This window comes from Paenibacillus alkalitolerans (genome assembly GCF_016482785.1).
In the GTDB taxonomy this organism is placed as follows: Bacteria; Bacillota; Bacilli; order Paenibacillales; family YIM-B00363; genus Paenibacillus_AE; species Paenibacillus_AE alkalitolerans.
Genome location: NZ_JAEMXM010000002.1, coordinates 413,298 through 428,623, shown reverse-complemented (window position 1 = coordinate 428,623; position 15,326 = coordinate 413,298). Strand labels below are relative to the sequence as shown.

12 protein-coding genes are annotated in these 15,326 nt (G+C 54.1%); 10 read left to right on the top strand and 2 right to left on the bottom strand.

What is annotated here, in order from left to right:
• Positions 1-2: 2 nt before the first annotated feature.
• Entirely contained in the window at positions 3-2,456 is a 2,454-nt protein-coding gene (gene gyrA / locus JET16_RS05950) for a DNA gyrase subunit A (protein WP_199614851.1), read from the top strand.
• A gap of 290 nt (positions 2,457-2,746) precedes the next feature.
• The gene (locus JET16_RS05945) at positions 2,747-3,172 is read left to right on the top strand and encodes a MarR family winged helix-turn-helix transcriptional regulator (RefSeq protein ID WP_199614850.1); all 426 of its coding nucleotides are present in this window, start codon (positions 2,747-2,749) and stop codon (positions 3,170-3,172) included.
• Positions 3,173-3,176: 4 nt separating this feature from the next.
• Here the strand turns inward: JET16_RS05945 and JET16_RS05940 are convergent, their stop codons facing one another.
• Complete coding sequence (locus JET16_RS05940; RefSeq protein WP_199614849.1) at positions 3,177-4,436, bottom strand: CapA family protein; 1,260 nt, start codon at positions 4,434-4,436, stop codon at positions 3,177-3,179.
• Positions 4,437-4,488: 52 nt separating this feature from the next.
• Complete coding sequence (locus JET16_RS05935; RefSeq protein ID WP_199614848.1) at positions 4,489-5,355, bottom strand: class I SAM-dependent methyltransferase; 867 nt, start codon at positions 5,353-5,355, stop codon at positions 4,489-4,491.
• 215 nt (positions 5,356-5,570) lie between these two features.
• Here JET16_RS05935 and JET16_RS05930 point away from each other — a divergent pair, with 215 nt between their 5' ends.
• From JET16_RS05930 to JET16_RS05895, 8 genes are all read left to right on the top strand, one after another.
• Entirely contained in the window at positions 5,571-6,113 is a 543-nt protein-coding gene (locus JET16_RS05930) for a phosphatase PAP2 family protein (RefSeq protein WP_199614847.1), read from the top strand.
• A 16-nt stretch (positions 6,114-6,129) separates the two neighbouring features.
• Positions 6,130-8,046, top strand: a complete 1,917-nt coding sequence (gene glgB, locus JET16_RS05925) for a 1,4-alpha-glucan branching protein GlgB (RefSeq protein ID WP_199614846.1) — start codon at positions 6,130-6,132, stop codon at positions 8,044-8,046.
• Positions 8,043-9,191, top strand: a complete 1,149-nt coding sequence (locus tag JET16_RS05920) for a glucose-1-phosphate adenylyltransferase (protein ID WP_199614845.1) — start codon at positions 8,043-8,045, stop codon at positions 9,189-9,191. The genes glgB and JET16_RS05920 overlap by 4 nt, the downstream gene beginning before the upstream one ends.
• Entirely contained in the window at positions 9,188-10,297 is a 1,110-nt protein-coding gene (gene glgD, locus JET16_RS05915; RefSeq protein ID WP_199614844.1) for a glucose-1-phosphate adenylyltransferase subunit GlgD, read from the top strand. Before JET16_RS05920 ends, glgD begins: the two co-directional genes overlap by 4 nt.
• Before the next feature lie 3 nt (positions 10,298-10,300).
• The gene (gene glgA / locus JET16_RS05910; protein ID WP_325176621.1) at positions 10,301-11,728 is read left to right on the top strand and encodes a glycogen synthase GlgA; all 1,428 of its coding nucleotides are present in this window, start codon (positions 10,301-10,303) and stop codon (positions 11,726-11,728) included.
• Between the two features lie 81 nt (positions 11,729-11,809).
• Positions 11,810-12,991 carry a GNAT family N-acetyltransferase gene (locus tag JET16_RS05905; protein WP_199614843.1) on the top strand — a complete coding sequence of 394 codons (1,182 nt, stop codon included), beginning with the start codon at positions 11,810-11,812 and terminating at the stop codon, positions 12,989-12,991.
• 502 nt (positions 12,992-13,493) lie between these two features.
• Complete coding sequence (locus tag JET16_RS05900; RefSeq protein ID WP_199614841.1) at positions 13,494-14,240, top strand: SDR family NAD(P)-dependent oxidoreductase; 747 nt, start codon at positions 13,494-13,496, stop codon at positions 14,238-14,240.
• Complete coding sequence (locus tag JET16_RS05895) at positions 14,237-15,310, top strand: S-adenosylmethionine:tRNA ribosyltransferase-isomerase (protein ID WP_233531101.1); 1,074 nt, start codon at positions 14,237-14,239, stop codon at positions 15,308-15,310. Before JET16_RS05900 ends, JET16_RS05895 begins: the two co-directional genes overlap by 4 nt.
• The last annotated feature ends 16 nt before the right edge of the window (positions 15,311-15,326 follow it).

Genomic DNA, 15,326 nt, shown 5'->3' with positions numbered 1-15,326 from the left:
CTGTGAGTACGCTGGAAAACTTTTTGCCGGTTGTCCTGGAAGAAATCGTCGGCGACCGGTTCGGGCGCTATTCGAAATATATTATTCAAGACCGGGCGATACCCGACGTTCGGGACGGCTTGAAGCCCGTTCAGCGCAGAATACTTTACGCGATGTACGAAGCGGGTAACACGCCGGACAAGCCTTACCGCAAATCGGCGAAGACGGTGGGCGACGTCATGGGCAACTTCCATCCTCACGGCGACAGCTCCATCTATGAGGGCATGGTACGGATGGCGCAGCCATGGAAGATGGCTCATCCGCTCATCGACGGACACGGCAACTGGGGCTCGCAAGACGACGATCCCGCCGCAGCGATGCGCTATACCGAAGCGCGGTTGTCGCAAATCGCGATGGAGCTGCTTCGCGATATCGACAAGCGGACCGTGTTGTTCCGCGACAACTTCGATAATACGACGAAGGAGCCTTCGGTGCTGCCCTCGCGATTCCCGAACCTGCTCGTCAACGGGGTGAGCGGCATCTCGTCCGGCTTTGCGACGGAAATTCCGACCCACAACTTGCGGGAAGTGATAGACGCTTGCATCCGGATCATCGACGATCCGTTCGTCACGCTGGAGGAATTGATGGGCGTCGTACGAGGGCCGGATTTCCCGACCGGAGGCATTGTGATGGGAACCGACGGCATTCGCGAAGCGTACTCCACCGGCAAAGGCCGCGTATATGTCCGCGCCCGGACCGCCATCGAAGACATGCGCGGAGGCAGGCAGCAGATTGTCATTACGCAAATACCTTACGGGGTCGTCAAAGCGAAGCTCGTTACGGCGATGGAAACGGTGCGTCTGGAGAAGAAGGTCGAGGGCATCGCGGAAGTGCGGGACGAGAGCGGCCGCAACGGGCTGCGCATCGTGGTGGAACTGAAGAAGGATGCGGATGCGCAAGGCATTTTGACCTATTTGTTGAAGAAGACGGATCTGCAAATTGCGTACAATTTCAATATGGTGGCCATTGTCAATAAGACGCCGCGCCAGCTCGGGCTCAAAGATATGCTCGTCGCTTACGTGGAGCACCAGAAGGACGTCGTTACCCGCCGCTCCAGATACGAATTGGAGAAAGCGGAAGACCGCGCGCACGTGCTGGAAGGTTTGGCGAAGGCGCTTTCCATCCTCGATGAGGTAGTCGCGACGATCCGGCGATCCAAAAACCGGCAGGACGCCCAAAACAACTTGATGTCGGAATTCGGCTTTACGGAACGCCAAGCGGACTCCATATTGACGCTGCAGCTGTACAGATTGACGAACTTGGAGATTACGTCGATCGAGAAAGAATTGAAAGACGTGCAGAAATTGATAAGTTACCTAAAGGGAATCTTGGGCAGCGAGCGAAAGCTGTTTGCCGTCATTAAGGACGAGCTCTCCGAAATTCGCGGCCGGTTCGGCTTGGACCGCCGAAGCGAAATCCAAGACGAAGTGGAAGAGCTGAAAGTGGCCGTGGAAGTAATGGTGACGCCGGAGGACGTGCTCGTCACGTTGTCCGAGGACGGGTACATCAAACGAACAAGCAAACTGTCGTTTACCCGCTCGGGCGGCGAAATCGAATCGACCGGCTTGAAGGAAGGCGACTTCGTCCGGAATCTGCTTGAAGTGAACACGATAGACAGCCTTCTGCTGTTTACGGAGAAAGGACAGTATTTCCTGCTGCCGGTTCACGCGATTCCCGAGTATAAGTGGAAGGATACGGGGACGGCGCTGGTGAACGTCATTCCGATTCCGAAAGAGGATCGGGTGATCAGCGTCATACCGGTGAAGGACATTCAAGAGCCGGGCAAATCGCTTATATTTGTAACGAAACGCGGTCAGGTGAAGCGGACGGAGCTGAAAGAATACGCGACGAACCGGACGACTTCGATAGCGGCTTGCAAGCTCGGTAAGGGCGACGAAGTCGTCACCGTCTGGCTCGGCAGCGACGAGAGTGCATCGGACGTGCTGTTTGTGACGAAGCTCGGTCAAAGCATACGGTTCAGCGGCGGCGAGGTGAACCCGATGGGGCGGGTAGCCGCAGGTGTGCGCGGCATTTCATTGCGCGAGGGTGACGAAGTCGTTTCGGCCATGCCGGTGAGCGGAGATGAAGGGGAAGTTCTGGTCGTCAGCGATGCGGGATACGGCAAGCGCACGCTACTTGCAGATTATCAAGTGCAGGGCCGCGGCGGCAAAGGCGTCGCCACGTTCGAATTTAAAGAAGGCAAACGCGTGAAGCCCAACGGTACGGCGCTTGTATCGTCACATTACGTTCGGGAAGAAAACGTTTATACCGCGGTGACTTCGGCCGGCCGGATGCTCACATTCTCTTCGGAGAAGCCGCCGATCTCCGACCTTCGCTCGATCGGAGCCGTTCTCGTTGCGCTTGAGAAGGACGAGACCGTTCAAGCCGTAATTAATGTAGGCAATATCGTTTCATAAGCATTCGCGCGCACAGCGGCCATTCGGAATTATCCGATTGGCCGCTTTTTCATGATGAAGGCTGTCGTACGGTTTCACGCTTACACCCTGCGATTTACCAAAGAAAGTTTCGCCATTGTTCGGGTTTCCGTCATGATTCGTATGCCGCCGGTGAGGAATGCTGTCGGTTGAAGTCGCTTCGAAGCAAAAATGATCGATTAATGTCTTAAAATATTAAGAGTTTAAACCTTTCCGCGGCGGAACGAGAATGGTATACTTTGGCTGTAAAAAGCCGACAGGAGGGACAAGTTATGTACACGAACGAATTTGCGAAGCTGTGGTTCAAACTCAGCAAAGAGCTCCACATTCATATGGAGACGCAATTGCATCCTGCACTGACGGAAAGTCAATTGAACGTATTGGAATATGTATTGGCTCATGACCGGATGAAGCCGTCCGATCTGATCCATTACTTGGCGACGACGCCCGCCGCCGTTACTACGCTGCTTGACCGGATGGAGAAGAACGAGTTGATCGAGCGCGTCAGGGACGAACGCGACCGTCGCATCGTATGGATTCACGTTACTGAGAAAGGCAAGGATGAATGCAGGAGAGGCGTCGACATTCGCGAAACGTTCCTGACCGAATATTTAAGCCGCATATCCTCGCATAACCAACAGCTGCTCGTCTACTTGCTTGGAAAAATTACGAACGTGGAACATCAGCGGATCTCATAGCGCATTACTGCGAGGCCTCTGACTGCGCTTGGACGGTAAGCGATTCCAGATGAGCGTTCATCTCGGCGGCGCGCTGCTCGAGCAGCGGAATGAGCCGGTTCGGAATAAGCGGATCGTTGAGTTCGGCCGTGATTGTTTCAAGCGGAAGTACGCGATACATAGCTTTGCCTCCGCTTTTATACTTATGGACCCACGTCGGGATAGGCTCGACATCCGTAATTTCGGTTTCGGATTCACCGCTATCCGAATAAGTCTTCTTGATTCGGATTTTGAAAATAACGCCGAATTCCTTGTAATTGCCGAATTGATTGGAAATAAAGTTGCCCATTGAATAAATCGCTATACCCGAACGTTTCGAACCGTCATAGCCTGTCGTTCGGATTCGTTCATAGGGCTGAACGACATGCGGGTGGCTGCCGAGTACGAGGTCCGCGCCCGCTTTAATGCAATGCTCCGCCAGATCGAGCTGGGTCTCGTTCGGTTGGCGTTGATATTCGTTCCCGAAATGAAGCGCAACGGTTACGAAATCGGCTCCTTCACTACGGGCGACAGCGATCTGTTCCTTCATTCTCTCTTTATCGATAAGCGATACAAGAAACGGCTTGTCCTCCGGAATAGGAATGCCGTTCGTACCGTATGTGTAAGACAAAATGGCGTTCACGATGCCGCTCTTTTCCATGACGAGCGCTTTGCCCGCCGATTCCGCATCCGCGAACGTGCCGATCGGCTCCAATCCGTGCGCACGGACCGTTTGCAGAGTGGCCAGCACCCCCGCCGCGCCCTGGTCCAACGCATGATTGTTCGCTGTTGTAACGATGTTGAAGCCGGCGTTTTTCAGGGCGGCGGCCAGCTCGTCAGGCGCGTTGAACAAGGGATATCCTTTGTACCCGCGATTTGCCCCGGCGATCGGCGTTTCCAAATTGGCGATCGCCCAATCGCCTTCGGATATGATCGGAGCGACATGACGGAAATAACCGTCGAAATTGTATTTGCCTGTTTTAGCATCGTATGATCCCGGCAGCTGAGGCGTATGCATCATAATGTCTCCGACAGCGGTCAATACCGCTTCCGTTGGAGGAGGCACCGCCGGTTCGGCCGGAAAGCCGGAAGGCGCCGATCCCGGCTGCTGCGTGTACGTATCGCTGATCGGCGTTGCGCTTGGCGATTTGTCCTGATTTGTTTCCCCCGCCGAGCCCCGTTCACATCCCGATACGGCAGCGAGGATCATCAGTACGATTGCAAAAAGTCGACAATAATGCGGCATGCGGCGTTCCTCTCCCATGAGCGGCTGTCACGCTGATTTTAATTGATTACGTTTACTCCGATTCCCAACGGCACAGGATACCGGCCGGGAGCAGCATGTTCTTCATTGTAATGGGAAGTCCGATTTCTCCGCTCGTAATGCTGCCGCCGTACTTTTCGGATAAGGTCAGCCTTGCGATGTTGCTCAATACGGTGGGGGATAGTCCCGTCGTATATGAGTTTATCAACACAAAGAGCGGCTTTTTCGACAAAATGGTCGTGCAAAATTCCAGGAACGGATACAGGTTATTTTCCAGTTTCCACACCTCGCCGCCCGGTCCCCGGCCGTAAGAGGGAGGATCCATGATGATTCCGTCGTATGTGTTTCCGCGCCGTTGTTCGCGCTGCACGAATTTAAAGACGTCGTCGGTAATGAAACGGACGGGCCGATCCGACAGCTTCGAAAGCTCGATATTTTCTTTCGCCCACTGAACCATGCCTTTCGCAGCGTCGACGTGGCACACTTCGGCTCCCGCCGCGGCCGCCGCCACCGTCGCTCCGCCGGTATAAGCGAACAGGTTCAACACTTTGACCGGCCGCCCGGCGTTGCGGATTTTATCCATCATCCAAGACCAGTTGGCGGCTTGCTCCGGGAATAAGCCGGTATGCTTAAAGTTGGTCGGGCGTATGTAGAAACTCAAGTCCTTGTACCGGATCGTCCACCGCTCGGGAAGCTTCGTCTTGAATTCCCATTGCCCTCCCCCGGAAGAGCTGCGGTGGTACCGGGCGGAAACGGATTGCCACATCTCCGTCTCCTTGGTTAGCGGCCATATAATTTGCGGGTCGGGTCTGCGCAAGACGACGTGGCCCCAGCGTTCCAGCCGTTCGCCGCCGCCGGCATCCATCAATTCGTAATCGTTCCATTCATTGGCTACAAACATAGTGAGAAAAACTCCTTGTGTGCTTGAATTTACAGCGAAAATATATTACTTTTAGTGATCAGTATACATCAGTTTCCGAGTTTCAATCAAAATTACGGGGGACAAGGATGGACAATCTCGTCACGCGCATCAGAGTTCGACGCACTCGGTCAAACCTTATGCCAACGCTTTTGCTTGCACCTATATCGTTATTAATTGTCGCATGGATCGGTTTTATGTTAAAGACTGAGGCGCTGATGCGGTTCGACGCAACGGTCGGCGATAACGCCGGAAGCATTCGCAACGAAACGTTAAATGAAATCGCACGTTGGTTTGATTGGATTGGGTCTACAACCGGCTATGCAGTTATTACCGTTATTACCGTTATTGCGTTCCTTATCGGAAGAAGGGTTGCGGCCGCCGGATTGACTCTGCTTTCGGTCGCCGGGGCATACGCGTTGAATACGCTTGTAAAGATGTTCGTCGAGAGGCCGCGCCCGGATATAGAGCCGTTGTTCGCCGCAGACGGCTTCAGTTTCCCTAGCGGCAATGCGACGATAGCCGTTGCGCTCTTCGGATATGCGGCGGTTGTTATGACGGGCGTTATCGTTCGCAGCCGCTCATGGACAACCGTTGTTTCGTGCGCCGCCGCTGCGCTCATCTTATTGATCGGCGCGTTCCGCGTATATGCCGGCGTCCATTATGCTTCCGATATCATTGCCGGGTACTTACTGGGAGCCGCATGGCTATTCATTGTGTTGAGCTTGCATCGCTCTTAAACCTCGCGAAGGGGGAATGACGGTGAGTGTGTATATCCCGACAGATTATGACATATTTTTGTTTCACCAAGGAACTTTGTATGAAAGCTATCGCACGTTCGGCGCGCACTTGGACGAACAGGAGGGGCGAAATGGCGTCCGGTTCGCCGTGTGGGCCCCGCGTGCGGCAATGGTGAGCGTAGTCGGAGATTGGAACGGCTGGAATCCGGAGTCCGACCCGCTGACCCGTCTCGAGTTCGGCGTATGGGCGGGCTTCGTACCGGAGATCGGAGAAGGTGCGGTTTATAAATACGCCCTCCGGACACAGGACGGGGAAATAAAATACAAGGCCGATCCTTACGCATTTTATGCCGAGGTCAAACCGAAGTCGGCGTCGATCGTCTACGATTTGAACGGATACGATTGGGGAGACAAAGCATATCGGAAGCGCTTACAAAAACAGTCATCTTTCGAACGGCCGATGAATATCTATGAAGTGCATCTCGGCACGTGGAAGAGGAAAGAGGACGGGGCGTATTACACATACGAAGAGCTTGCGGTTGAGCTCGTCGATTATGCGGCGGAAATGGGATATACGCATATCGAGCTGCTTCCGCTTGCGGAGCATCCGTACGACCGTTCCTGGGGCTATCAGGCTACCGGCTATTATGCGGTGACCAGCCGATTCGGAACGCCGAAACAGTTCATGCAATTCGTTGACAGCTGCCACCGCAAAGGGATCGGAGTCATTATGGATTGGGTCCCCGGCCACTTCTGCAAGGACGATCACGGATTGCAGAGATTCGACGGCACTCCGACTTACGAGCCCGAAGACGAACGCATAGCGGAGAAGGAGGAGTGGGGCACGCTCAGCTTCGATTTCGGCCGGCCGGAAGTCCGAAGCTTCCTGATATCCAACGCTTTGTTTTGGATGGACGTGTTCCACATCGACGGTTTGCGGGTGGACGCCGTAGCCAGCATACTGTACTTAAATTTCGGCAAAACGTTAGACAGGCTCGTGTTCAACCGGTACGGAGGAGAAGAAAATCTCGACGCGATTGATTTTATAAAGAAATTGAACTCCGCCGTGTTTGAGCGTTTTCCCCAAGCGTTAATGATGGCCGAGGATTCCACTGCCTGGCCGCTTGTCACGGCTCCCGTACACCAAGGAGGATTGGGCTTTAATTACAAATGGAACATGGGCTGGATGAACGATATGCTCCGGTACATGCAGAACGAGCCCGTACATCGAAAGTGGCACCACAATCACATTACTTTTTCGTTTTTTTACGCCTTTTCGGAAAATTTCGTACTTCCTTTCTCCCATGACGAAGTCGTTCACGGCAAGAAATCATTGCTCGGCAAAATGCCCGGCGATTACTGGCAAAAATTTGCCAATTTACGCGTTCTATACGGCTATATGATGACTCACCCCGGAAAGAAACTTCTGTTTATGGGCGGGGAGCTCGGGCAGTTTTCCGAATGGAAAGATTTGGAGCAGATCGATTGGCATTTGACGGAGTATCCGATGCATGCGGCAATGCAGAATTATGTCCGTGATTTAAACGCATTGTACGCCAAGCAGCCTGCATTGTGGCAGCGCGACTGCACCGCCGAAGGCTTCGAATGGATATCTCCTCACGACCGCGAACAAAGCGTCATCTCTTTCATTAGGAATGGGGCCGATGCGAAGGATCGGATTTTCGTCATATGCAACTTTACTCCTACCCCTCGGTTCGATTATCGAATCGGCGTACCGGAACCCGGAACGTACCGTGTGCTCTTCAACAGCGACGAAGAGCGGTACGGCGGTTCCGGACTAGAAATTCGCTTCAGAATACAAGCCGATATCATGCCATGGCACGATCGCGCGTATAGTATAAGCGTCACCGTTCCGCCGCTCGGTGTCGTCATGCTCAAGCGAATATCATCCAGGAAGGGGCAAAGCTTATGAGGCGTAAAGAATGTGTCGCGATGTTGCTTGCAGGTGGGGAGGGCCGGAGACTCGGCGCATTGACGAAAAACTTGGCGAAGCCGGCCGTACATTTCGGAGGCAAATACCGGATCATCGATTTCACGTTGTCCAACTGCACGAATTCAGGTATCGATACAGTAGGCGTTCTTACTCAATATCAGCCACTTGTATTAAACTCCTATATCGGCATCGGAAGCTCTTGGGATCTGGACCGCAAGAACGGCGGTGTTACGGTCCTTCCCCCCTATATGGAACAAAAAGGCGGCAATTGGTACAGCGGTACCGCTAACGCCATCTACCGCAACATCGGATTCATCGAACAATACGATCCCGAATACGTCCTTGTCATATCAGGCGACCATATTTATAAAATGAACTACGACCTTATGCTGCAGTTTCACAAGCAGAAGAAAGCGGAGGCGACGATATCCGTCATTGAGGTGAACCGTGAGGAAGCGAGCCGTTTCGGCATCATGAGCGTGGATGAAGAGGACATGATCGTCGAGTTCGCCGAGAAGCCGAAGGAACCGAAAAGCAACCTCGCCTCAATGGGAATCTATATTTTTAACTGGAGCATTCTCAAATCATATTTGCTGAAAGACGAAGCCAATCCGGATTCCTCGAACGATTTCGGAAAGGATATAATACCGCTCATGCTCGAAGATGGAGCCCGCATATGCGCGTATTCGTTCGAAGGCTACTGGAAAGACGTCGGCACAGTGCAAAGCTTGTGGGAGTCGAATATGGATCTTCTGGAAGACGAGCCGAAGTTCAATCTGTTCGACCGCCATTGGCGCATCTATTCTTTAAGCCCGTATCAACCCCCTCAATATGTGTCTCCAACCGCCCGGGTGAATCGCTCTCTGGTGAACGAGGGATGCACCGTATATGGAGAAGCCGATCACTCCGTGTTATTTTACGGCGTACAAATCTGCGAGGATGCCATCGTCCGCGATTCGGTCATCATGCCGAACACGAAAATCGGCGAAGGCGCCCGGATTTATCGGGCCATTGTCGGAGAAGGCACCATCATTGAAGGAGGATGCGTCATCGGCGATGCGGATTCGGGGGAGATTACGCTGATCGGAAGCAATGAGATCATTCGGAAGGTCGTGACGGCATGAAGAGAATCATGGGTGTGGTGAATCTTATCAACGAACCGGATCAATTGGAAGAGTTGACGTTCAACCGCTGCGTCGCGTCGGTTCCCTTCGGAGGCCGTTACAGGCTGATCGATTTCACATTGTCCAATATGGTGAATTCCGGCATTGAGGATGTCGCCGTGTTTACGCACCATAAATACCGTTCCTTAATGGATCACCTCGGTTCGGGCAAAGAATGGGATTTGGACCGGAAGCGCGGCGGGTTGTTTTTGCTGCCGTCCGTGTTGGATGTGCCTACCGGGATATCCAAAGGCGATTTGTTTCAATTTTATTCCCATCGGGATTTCTTCCTCCGCGGGCGTCAAGAATATGTGCTCGTGACGCGCAGCCACATTGTGAGCAATATCGACATTCGTCCCGTATTGGAGTTTCATATAACGACGGGGGCGGACATTACTATCGTATATAAAGAGACGGAAGCATTGGACAATGCGATCCACCGAGAATTGCAGATTGAAGATAACGGCAGAATTTCGGCGATTTACAACCGGACCGGTCCAACCTTCAACAGCTGCGTATCGATGGAAATGTTCTTGATGCGCAAGTCGCTGTTGCTGGACATGGTTGAGACGTGTCTTGCTCAAGGCGACGACGATCTCGTTCGCGACGGCATTATGAAAAATGTTTCGCTGTTAAAAGTATACGGATACAAACATGAAGGTTATACAGGCATCATCAATACGATCCAGAGTTACTACCGCCACAGTATGGAGCTGTTAGATCCGGACGTGCTGCGCGAGTTGTTTTTCCAGACCGCTCCGGTCTACACGAAAGTCAAAGACGAACCTCCCTCCAAATATACGGAAGGCGCGATTGTGCGCAATTGCCTGATCGCCAACGGCTGTTCCATCGAAGGGAAGGTGGAAAACAGTATTTTGTCGAGGGGTGTAAAGGTGAAAAGAGGGGCCTGCGTCCGGAACGCCATCTTGCTTCAAAACTGCGAAATCGGAGAAAATGTCATGATTGAGAACGCCATCTTGGATAAAGATGTTTTCATAGACCGCGGAAGAGTGCTGAGCGGAGCGGGCACCGCGCCGTTCATCGCCGCAAAGAAGAAGGTGATTTAAGGCGTGAAGGTGCTGATGATCGCAACGGAAACGGTACCGTTCGTGAAAACCGGCGGATTGGCCGACGTGATCGGTTCTTTGCCGAAAGCGTTGGGCGGATGCGGCGTCGATACGCGCGTCATGCTGCCGAAATATGAAGACATCGGCGGGGAGTGGCGGGAGCGAATGGCTCCCGTCGCCTCGTTCGAGGTGCTGCTCGGCTGGCGCAAGCAATATTGCGGCGTGGAGATGCTCGTACATGACGGGATTACATACTACTTTATCGATAATGAGTTTTATTTCCGCCGTCGAGGGTTGTACGGATACGGGGACGATGCGGAGCGGTTTGCTTATTTGTGCCAAGCGGCGTTGGAGGCTTTACCCCGCTTGGATTGGGCTCCCGACGTACTTCATTGCCACGATTGGCATACGGCTCTCGTGCCGGTGTTTCTTCGCGCGCATTATGGTGAGAGCGGCTTCCATAACCGGCTGAAGACGGTGCTCACCATCCACAATTTAAAGTATCAAGGCGTGTACCCCAGTGGCGTCATGAGCGATTTGTTGAATTTGGGGTGGGAACATTTTTCCGCGAACGGGTTGGAGTATTACGGCAACGTGAACTACATGAAAGGCGGTCTGAATTATTGCGACATGATCACGACCGTCAGTCCGTCTTATGCTGAAGAGATTCAGACGCAGTATTACGGCGAAGGGCTCGACGGAACGCTTCGTTACCGGAACGACCGTCTCGTCGGAATCGTCAACGGATTGGATTACAATGCATACGATCCGATGAATGACGGGCATTTGTCGGTGAGGTACCGCAAATCGTTGAAGAAGAAACGCCAGAACAAGGTTGCGCTTCAACGGGAACTGGGCCTGCCGATCGACGAAGCCGTACCTGTCATTTCGGTTGTGACAAGGCTGGTTGAGCAGAAGGGCGTTGATTTGATCGCCCGCGTGCTCAATGAGCTGCTGTCGGAGGACGCTCAATTCGTCGTGCTTGGAGCGGGAGAACACCGCTATGAGAAAATGCTGCGGGACGCCTCCTACCACCGCCCGGACAAGCTGTCGGCGCAAATCATGTTTGACGAGGGGCTTGCGCGCCGCATCTATGCCGCATCGGATCTGTTCCTCATGCCGTCGAAGTTTGAGCCGTGCGGCATCGGACAGATGATTGCGATGAGATACGGCTGCGTACCGATCGTAAGAGAAACCGGGGGATTGCGGGATACGGTCGAGCCGTATAACGAATTATCAGGTGAAGGACACGGGTTTACGTTCTCGCATTACAATGCGCACGATATGCTGTATACGGTGCGGAGAGCGCTGGCGATGTACCGCGACGAGCTTCATTGGAACCGGATTGCGGATAATGTTTCGAAGCAGGATTTCAGCTGGAGCGTTTCGGCGAAACGGTATTCGCAAGTATATAAGAGTCTGGTAGAATAATCCATGTGAACCTCTCTACTTCGTGCGGGGAGGTTCATTGTTTTCGTCGGAAGAATCGTCTATTTTGGAGGGTTGCGGCACATGTCGGAGATACGGATTTTGCGGCAGGATGAAACTGAAGAAGCGATGCGGTTGAGCGAGTTCGCGTTTCAATTCGAGCTGTCGCCGGAGGAGCGCGCGGAGCGGGCGGCCACGGTAAAGCCGGAGCAGCAGTGGGGTTATTTCGAAGAGGGCCGTCTGGCGGCTAAGCTTGTGCTCCTTGATTTCGAAACTTGGATTCACGGGCGGCTGTTTGAGATGGGCGGACTCGCGGGGGTCGCGACTTGGCCGGAATACCGGCGCCAAGGGTTTGTCGCGCAGCTGCTGCGGCATACGCTTGCCACGATGCGGGAGCGGGGACAGACCGTTTCGTTTCTTTATCCGTTCGCTTTCGCCTTCTATCGGAAGTACGGATGGGAAACGTTTTGCGCGTATAAGAAGTACGAATTGACGAGGGAGCAAATTCCTTCTTTCGGGCCGACGGGCGGGCGGATTCGCCGTGTCGAACAAGATTGGGAGACGTTGAATCCGGTGTTCGATGCGTATGTATCCCGGTATAACGGGACGATCAAGCGTTCGGAAGATTGGTGGAAAGAGCGGGTGTTCCGCTCCAAAAAAGGGCAGGTCGCCGTGTACGAGAACGAGCGCGGAGAAGACCGCGGGTATATGTTATACCAAGTGAAAGAAAATACGTTTACCGCGCACGAAATGGTGTTCCTTGACGAGGACGCGCGGCGCGGTTTGTGGAATTTCGTCCGCAACCACGACTCCATGGTTACGAAGGTACTGCTGCAGGCGCCGGAGGACGACGAGCTGGCGTTCCTGCTCCCGGACCCGAGGGTGAAGCAGGAAATCGTGCCGTATTTTATGGCACGCATTGTGGATGCGGCTGCGTTCGTCAGCCGCTATCCGTTCGCGGCGGCGGGCGCCGCTGCGCCGCCGCTGCTGCTGCGCGTGCGGGACGAGCACGCGCCATGGAACGACGGCGCGTTTACGCTCGCCGTCGACGGAGAGGGCCGCGGCGTGTTGACGCCCGCGGGGGCTTCAGAAGCGCGGGACGGCGCGCTTTCGTGCTCCATCGGCGCTCTGACCGCCATGATGATGGGGTACCGGCGGCCAGGCTTCCTGCACGCCGCCGGCATGCTCGACGGTCCGCGGGACGGCGTCGAGGCGCTCGAGCGCTTGCTGCCGGTTCGCGCGACGTATTTGCCGGACTTTTTCTAAATATTTGTCTTCTGTGCAGGCCCGGGTGTATGAATGCCCGGGCTTCTTTGTATTCTGGGTGTCGGCCAACCTTTGCGACGAATGAAGTAACAGGCCGGCAATTGTTTCACACTGAAACAACGTGGTTCAAGTGTGAGTCAAGGTGTTTCAGAGTGAAACAAGGAGGTGGCGGACGCCGGCAGTTGTTTCACACTGAAACAACGTGGTGCAATTGTGAGTCAAGGTGTTTCAGAGTGAAACAAGGAGGTGGCGGACGCCGGCAGTTGTTTCACACTGAAACAACGTGGTTCAATTGTGAGTCAAGGTGTTTCAGAGTGAAACAAGGTGGGGAAGCCGATGGGTAAAAAATGCGCGTAAAACGGTACAGCCCCGGCAATTCGAAATCTTGGTACCGTTTTTCTCAAAAAATGGTTGCAAAACTTTCCTAACATGAGTATTATAAAAGTGACTTAAATAACATATATGTTAGTAAAATCGATTCCCAAAAAGGAGCGCAACCAATATGAAAACAAACTCGATACAAGGCAAAGTCGTTATGATTACAGGCGCATCGCGCGGACTCGGCAGAGCGCTTGCGCTGGCGTTCGCAAAGGCGGGGGCGAAATTGGCGATTTCGGCGCGGGGTGCGGAAGCGTTGGCGCATGTAAAGACGGAGGCGAAAGCGCAAGGAGCGGCAGAAGTTCTCGCGCTGACCGGCGACATGGCCAACGCGAGAGACGTCGAGCGGTTTGTCGCAACGGCGGAAGCGCATTACGGCAAAATCGACGTGCTGATCAACAACGCCTCGATTCTGGGACCGAGCCCGATGCCGCTGCTGCTCGACTATCCGGAGGAGGATTTTCAGGAAGTGCTCCGCGTCAATACCGTCGGCCCGTTTCTTGTCACGCGCCGGGTGCTTCCGGGCATGCTTCGCCGCAATAAAGGCGCCGTCGTCAACGTGACGTCCGAAGCGGGCAGTACGGGATATGCCGGGTGGGGAGCTTACGGCATTTCCAAGTTTGCGTTGGAGGGGCTGACGCAGACGTGGGCCGATGAGGTGAGCGAAACCGGGGTTACGGTCAACATGGTCGATCCCGGGGAGATGGATACGGACATGCATGCGCTTGCGGTTCCCGATTGCGATTACGAGCTGGCGAAGCCGGAGGATGTAACCGGTGTGTTCTTGTACTTGGCGTCGGACGAAGCGGAAGCTGTTAACGGCAGGCGATTCCAAGCTCAATCGTTCCGAGAGGAGGCGCATTCGCAATGATGCCTCAAACCGGATACCAAGCCTCAACCGGCGGGGCCGGCTTCGCATTTCATCTGCCTCCGGAATTGAACGCAACCGTCCCGCCGGAAAGGCGGGGCATCCGCCGCGACCGGGTCCGGCTCATGGTGCTCGGTCGTGATACCGGACGGACGATTCATACCAGGTTTCATCAACTTCCGCAGTTTCTCAATGCCGGCGATCTGCTCGTACTTAACTCAAGCCGTACCGTGCCGGCCGTTCTTAAAGCGGTCGTCCATCGACGAAGTAGCGATACAACGGTCGATTCCGCAACTGAAGTCCGTCTGGCGAGAAAGCTGGACGACCGAACATGGGATGCTGTGATTGCGGATGGAAGCGCAGTGCCGGGCGACCGGCTCCTCATCACGGATGCATTGACCGCGGCTATCGAACAATGCGATACGCATCCTTTCGTCAGACTGAAGTTTTCCCTAAGCGGCGCAGCGCTCTATAACGAGATTTACGCCGCAGGCGAGCCGATACGTTATGAATACATTACGACGCCATGGCCGCTTGATTATTATCAAACCGTGTTCGCTTCGGAGCCGGGATCGGTAGAAATGCCATCAGCCGGACGCGCAATTACTTGGGAATTGTTATTCAAGCTGAGGAACATGGGAGTTACCGTCTCATATGTTCAGCTCCACACGGGCCTTAGCTACCTGCTTGACGACGGTATCCCGCACTCTCCGAAAGATCACGCCGAGATGTACGTCATTCCCGAGGAAACGGCTCAAGCGATCCGCCGCACGAAGGAGCAGGGAGGCAAAGTGGTCGCCGTTGGCACAACTGTCGTACGAACTCTCGAAACCGCAGCGAACGAAGACGGAGCCGTCTCTCCCGGTGAAGGTTGGACGAATCTGTATATTACGAACAATCATAAACTTCGTACCGTTGACGGCCTCATCACAGGGTTTCACGAGCCGGAGGCGAGCCATCTGGAGATGTTGTCCGCTTTCGTTCCGGAGGACCGGTTGCGCAGCGCATACCATGAGGCCGTCCGGCAAGGGTATCTGTGGCATGAATTCGGCGATATGAATTTAATTTTGTAGTAACAGGGGGCAACGA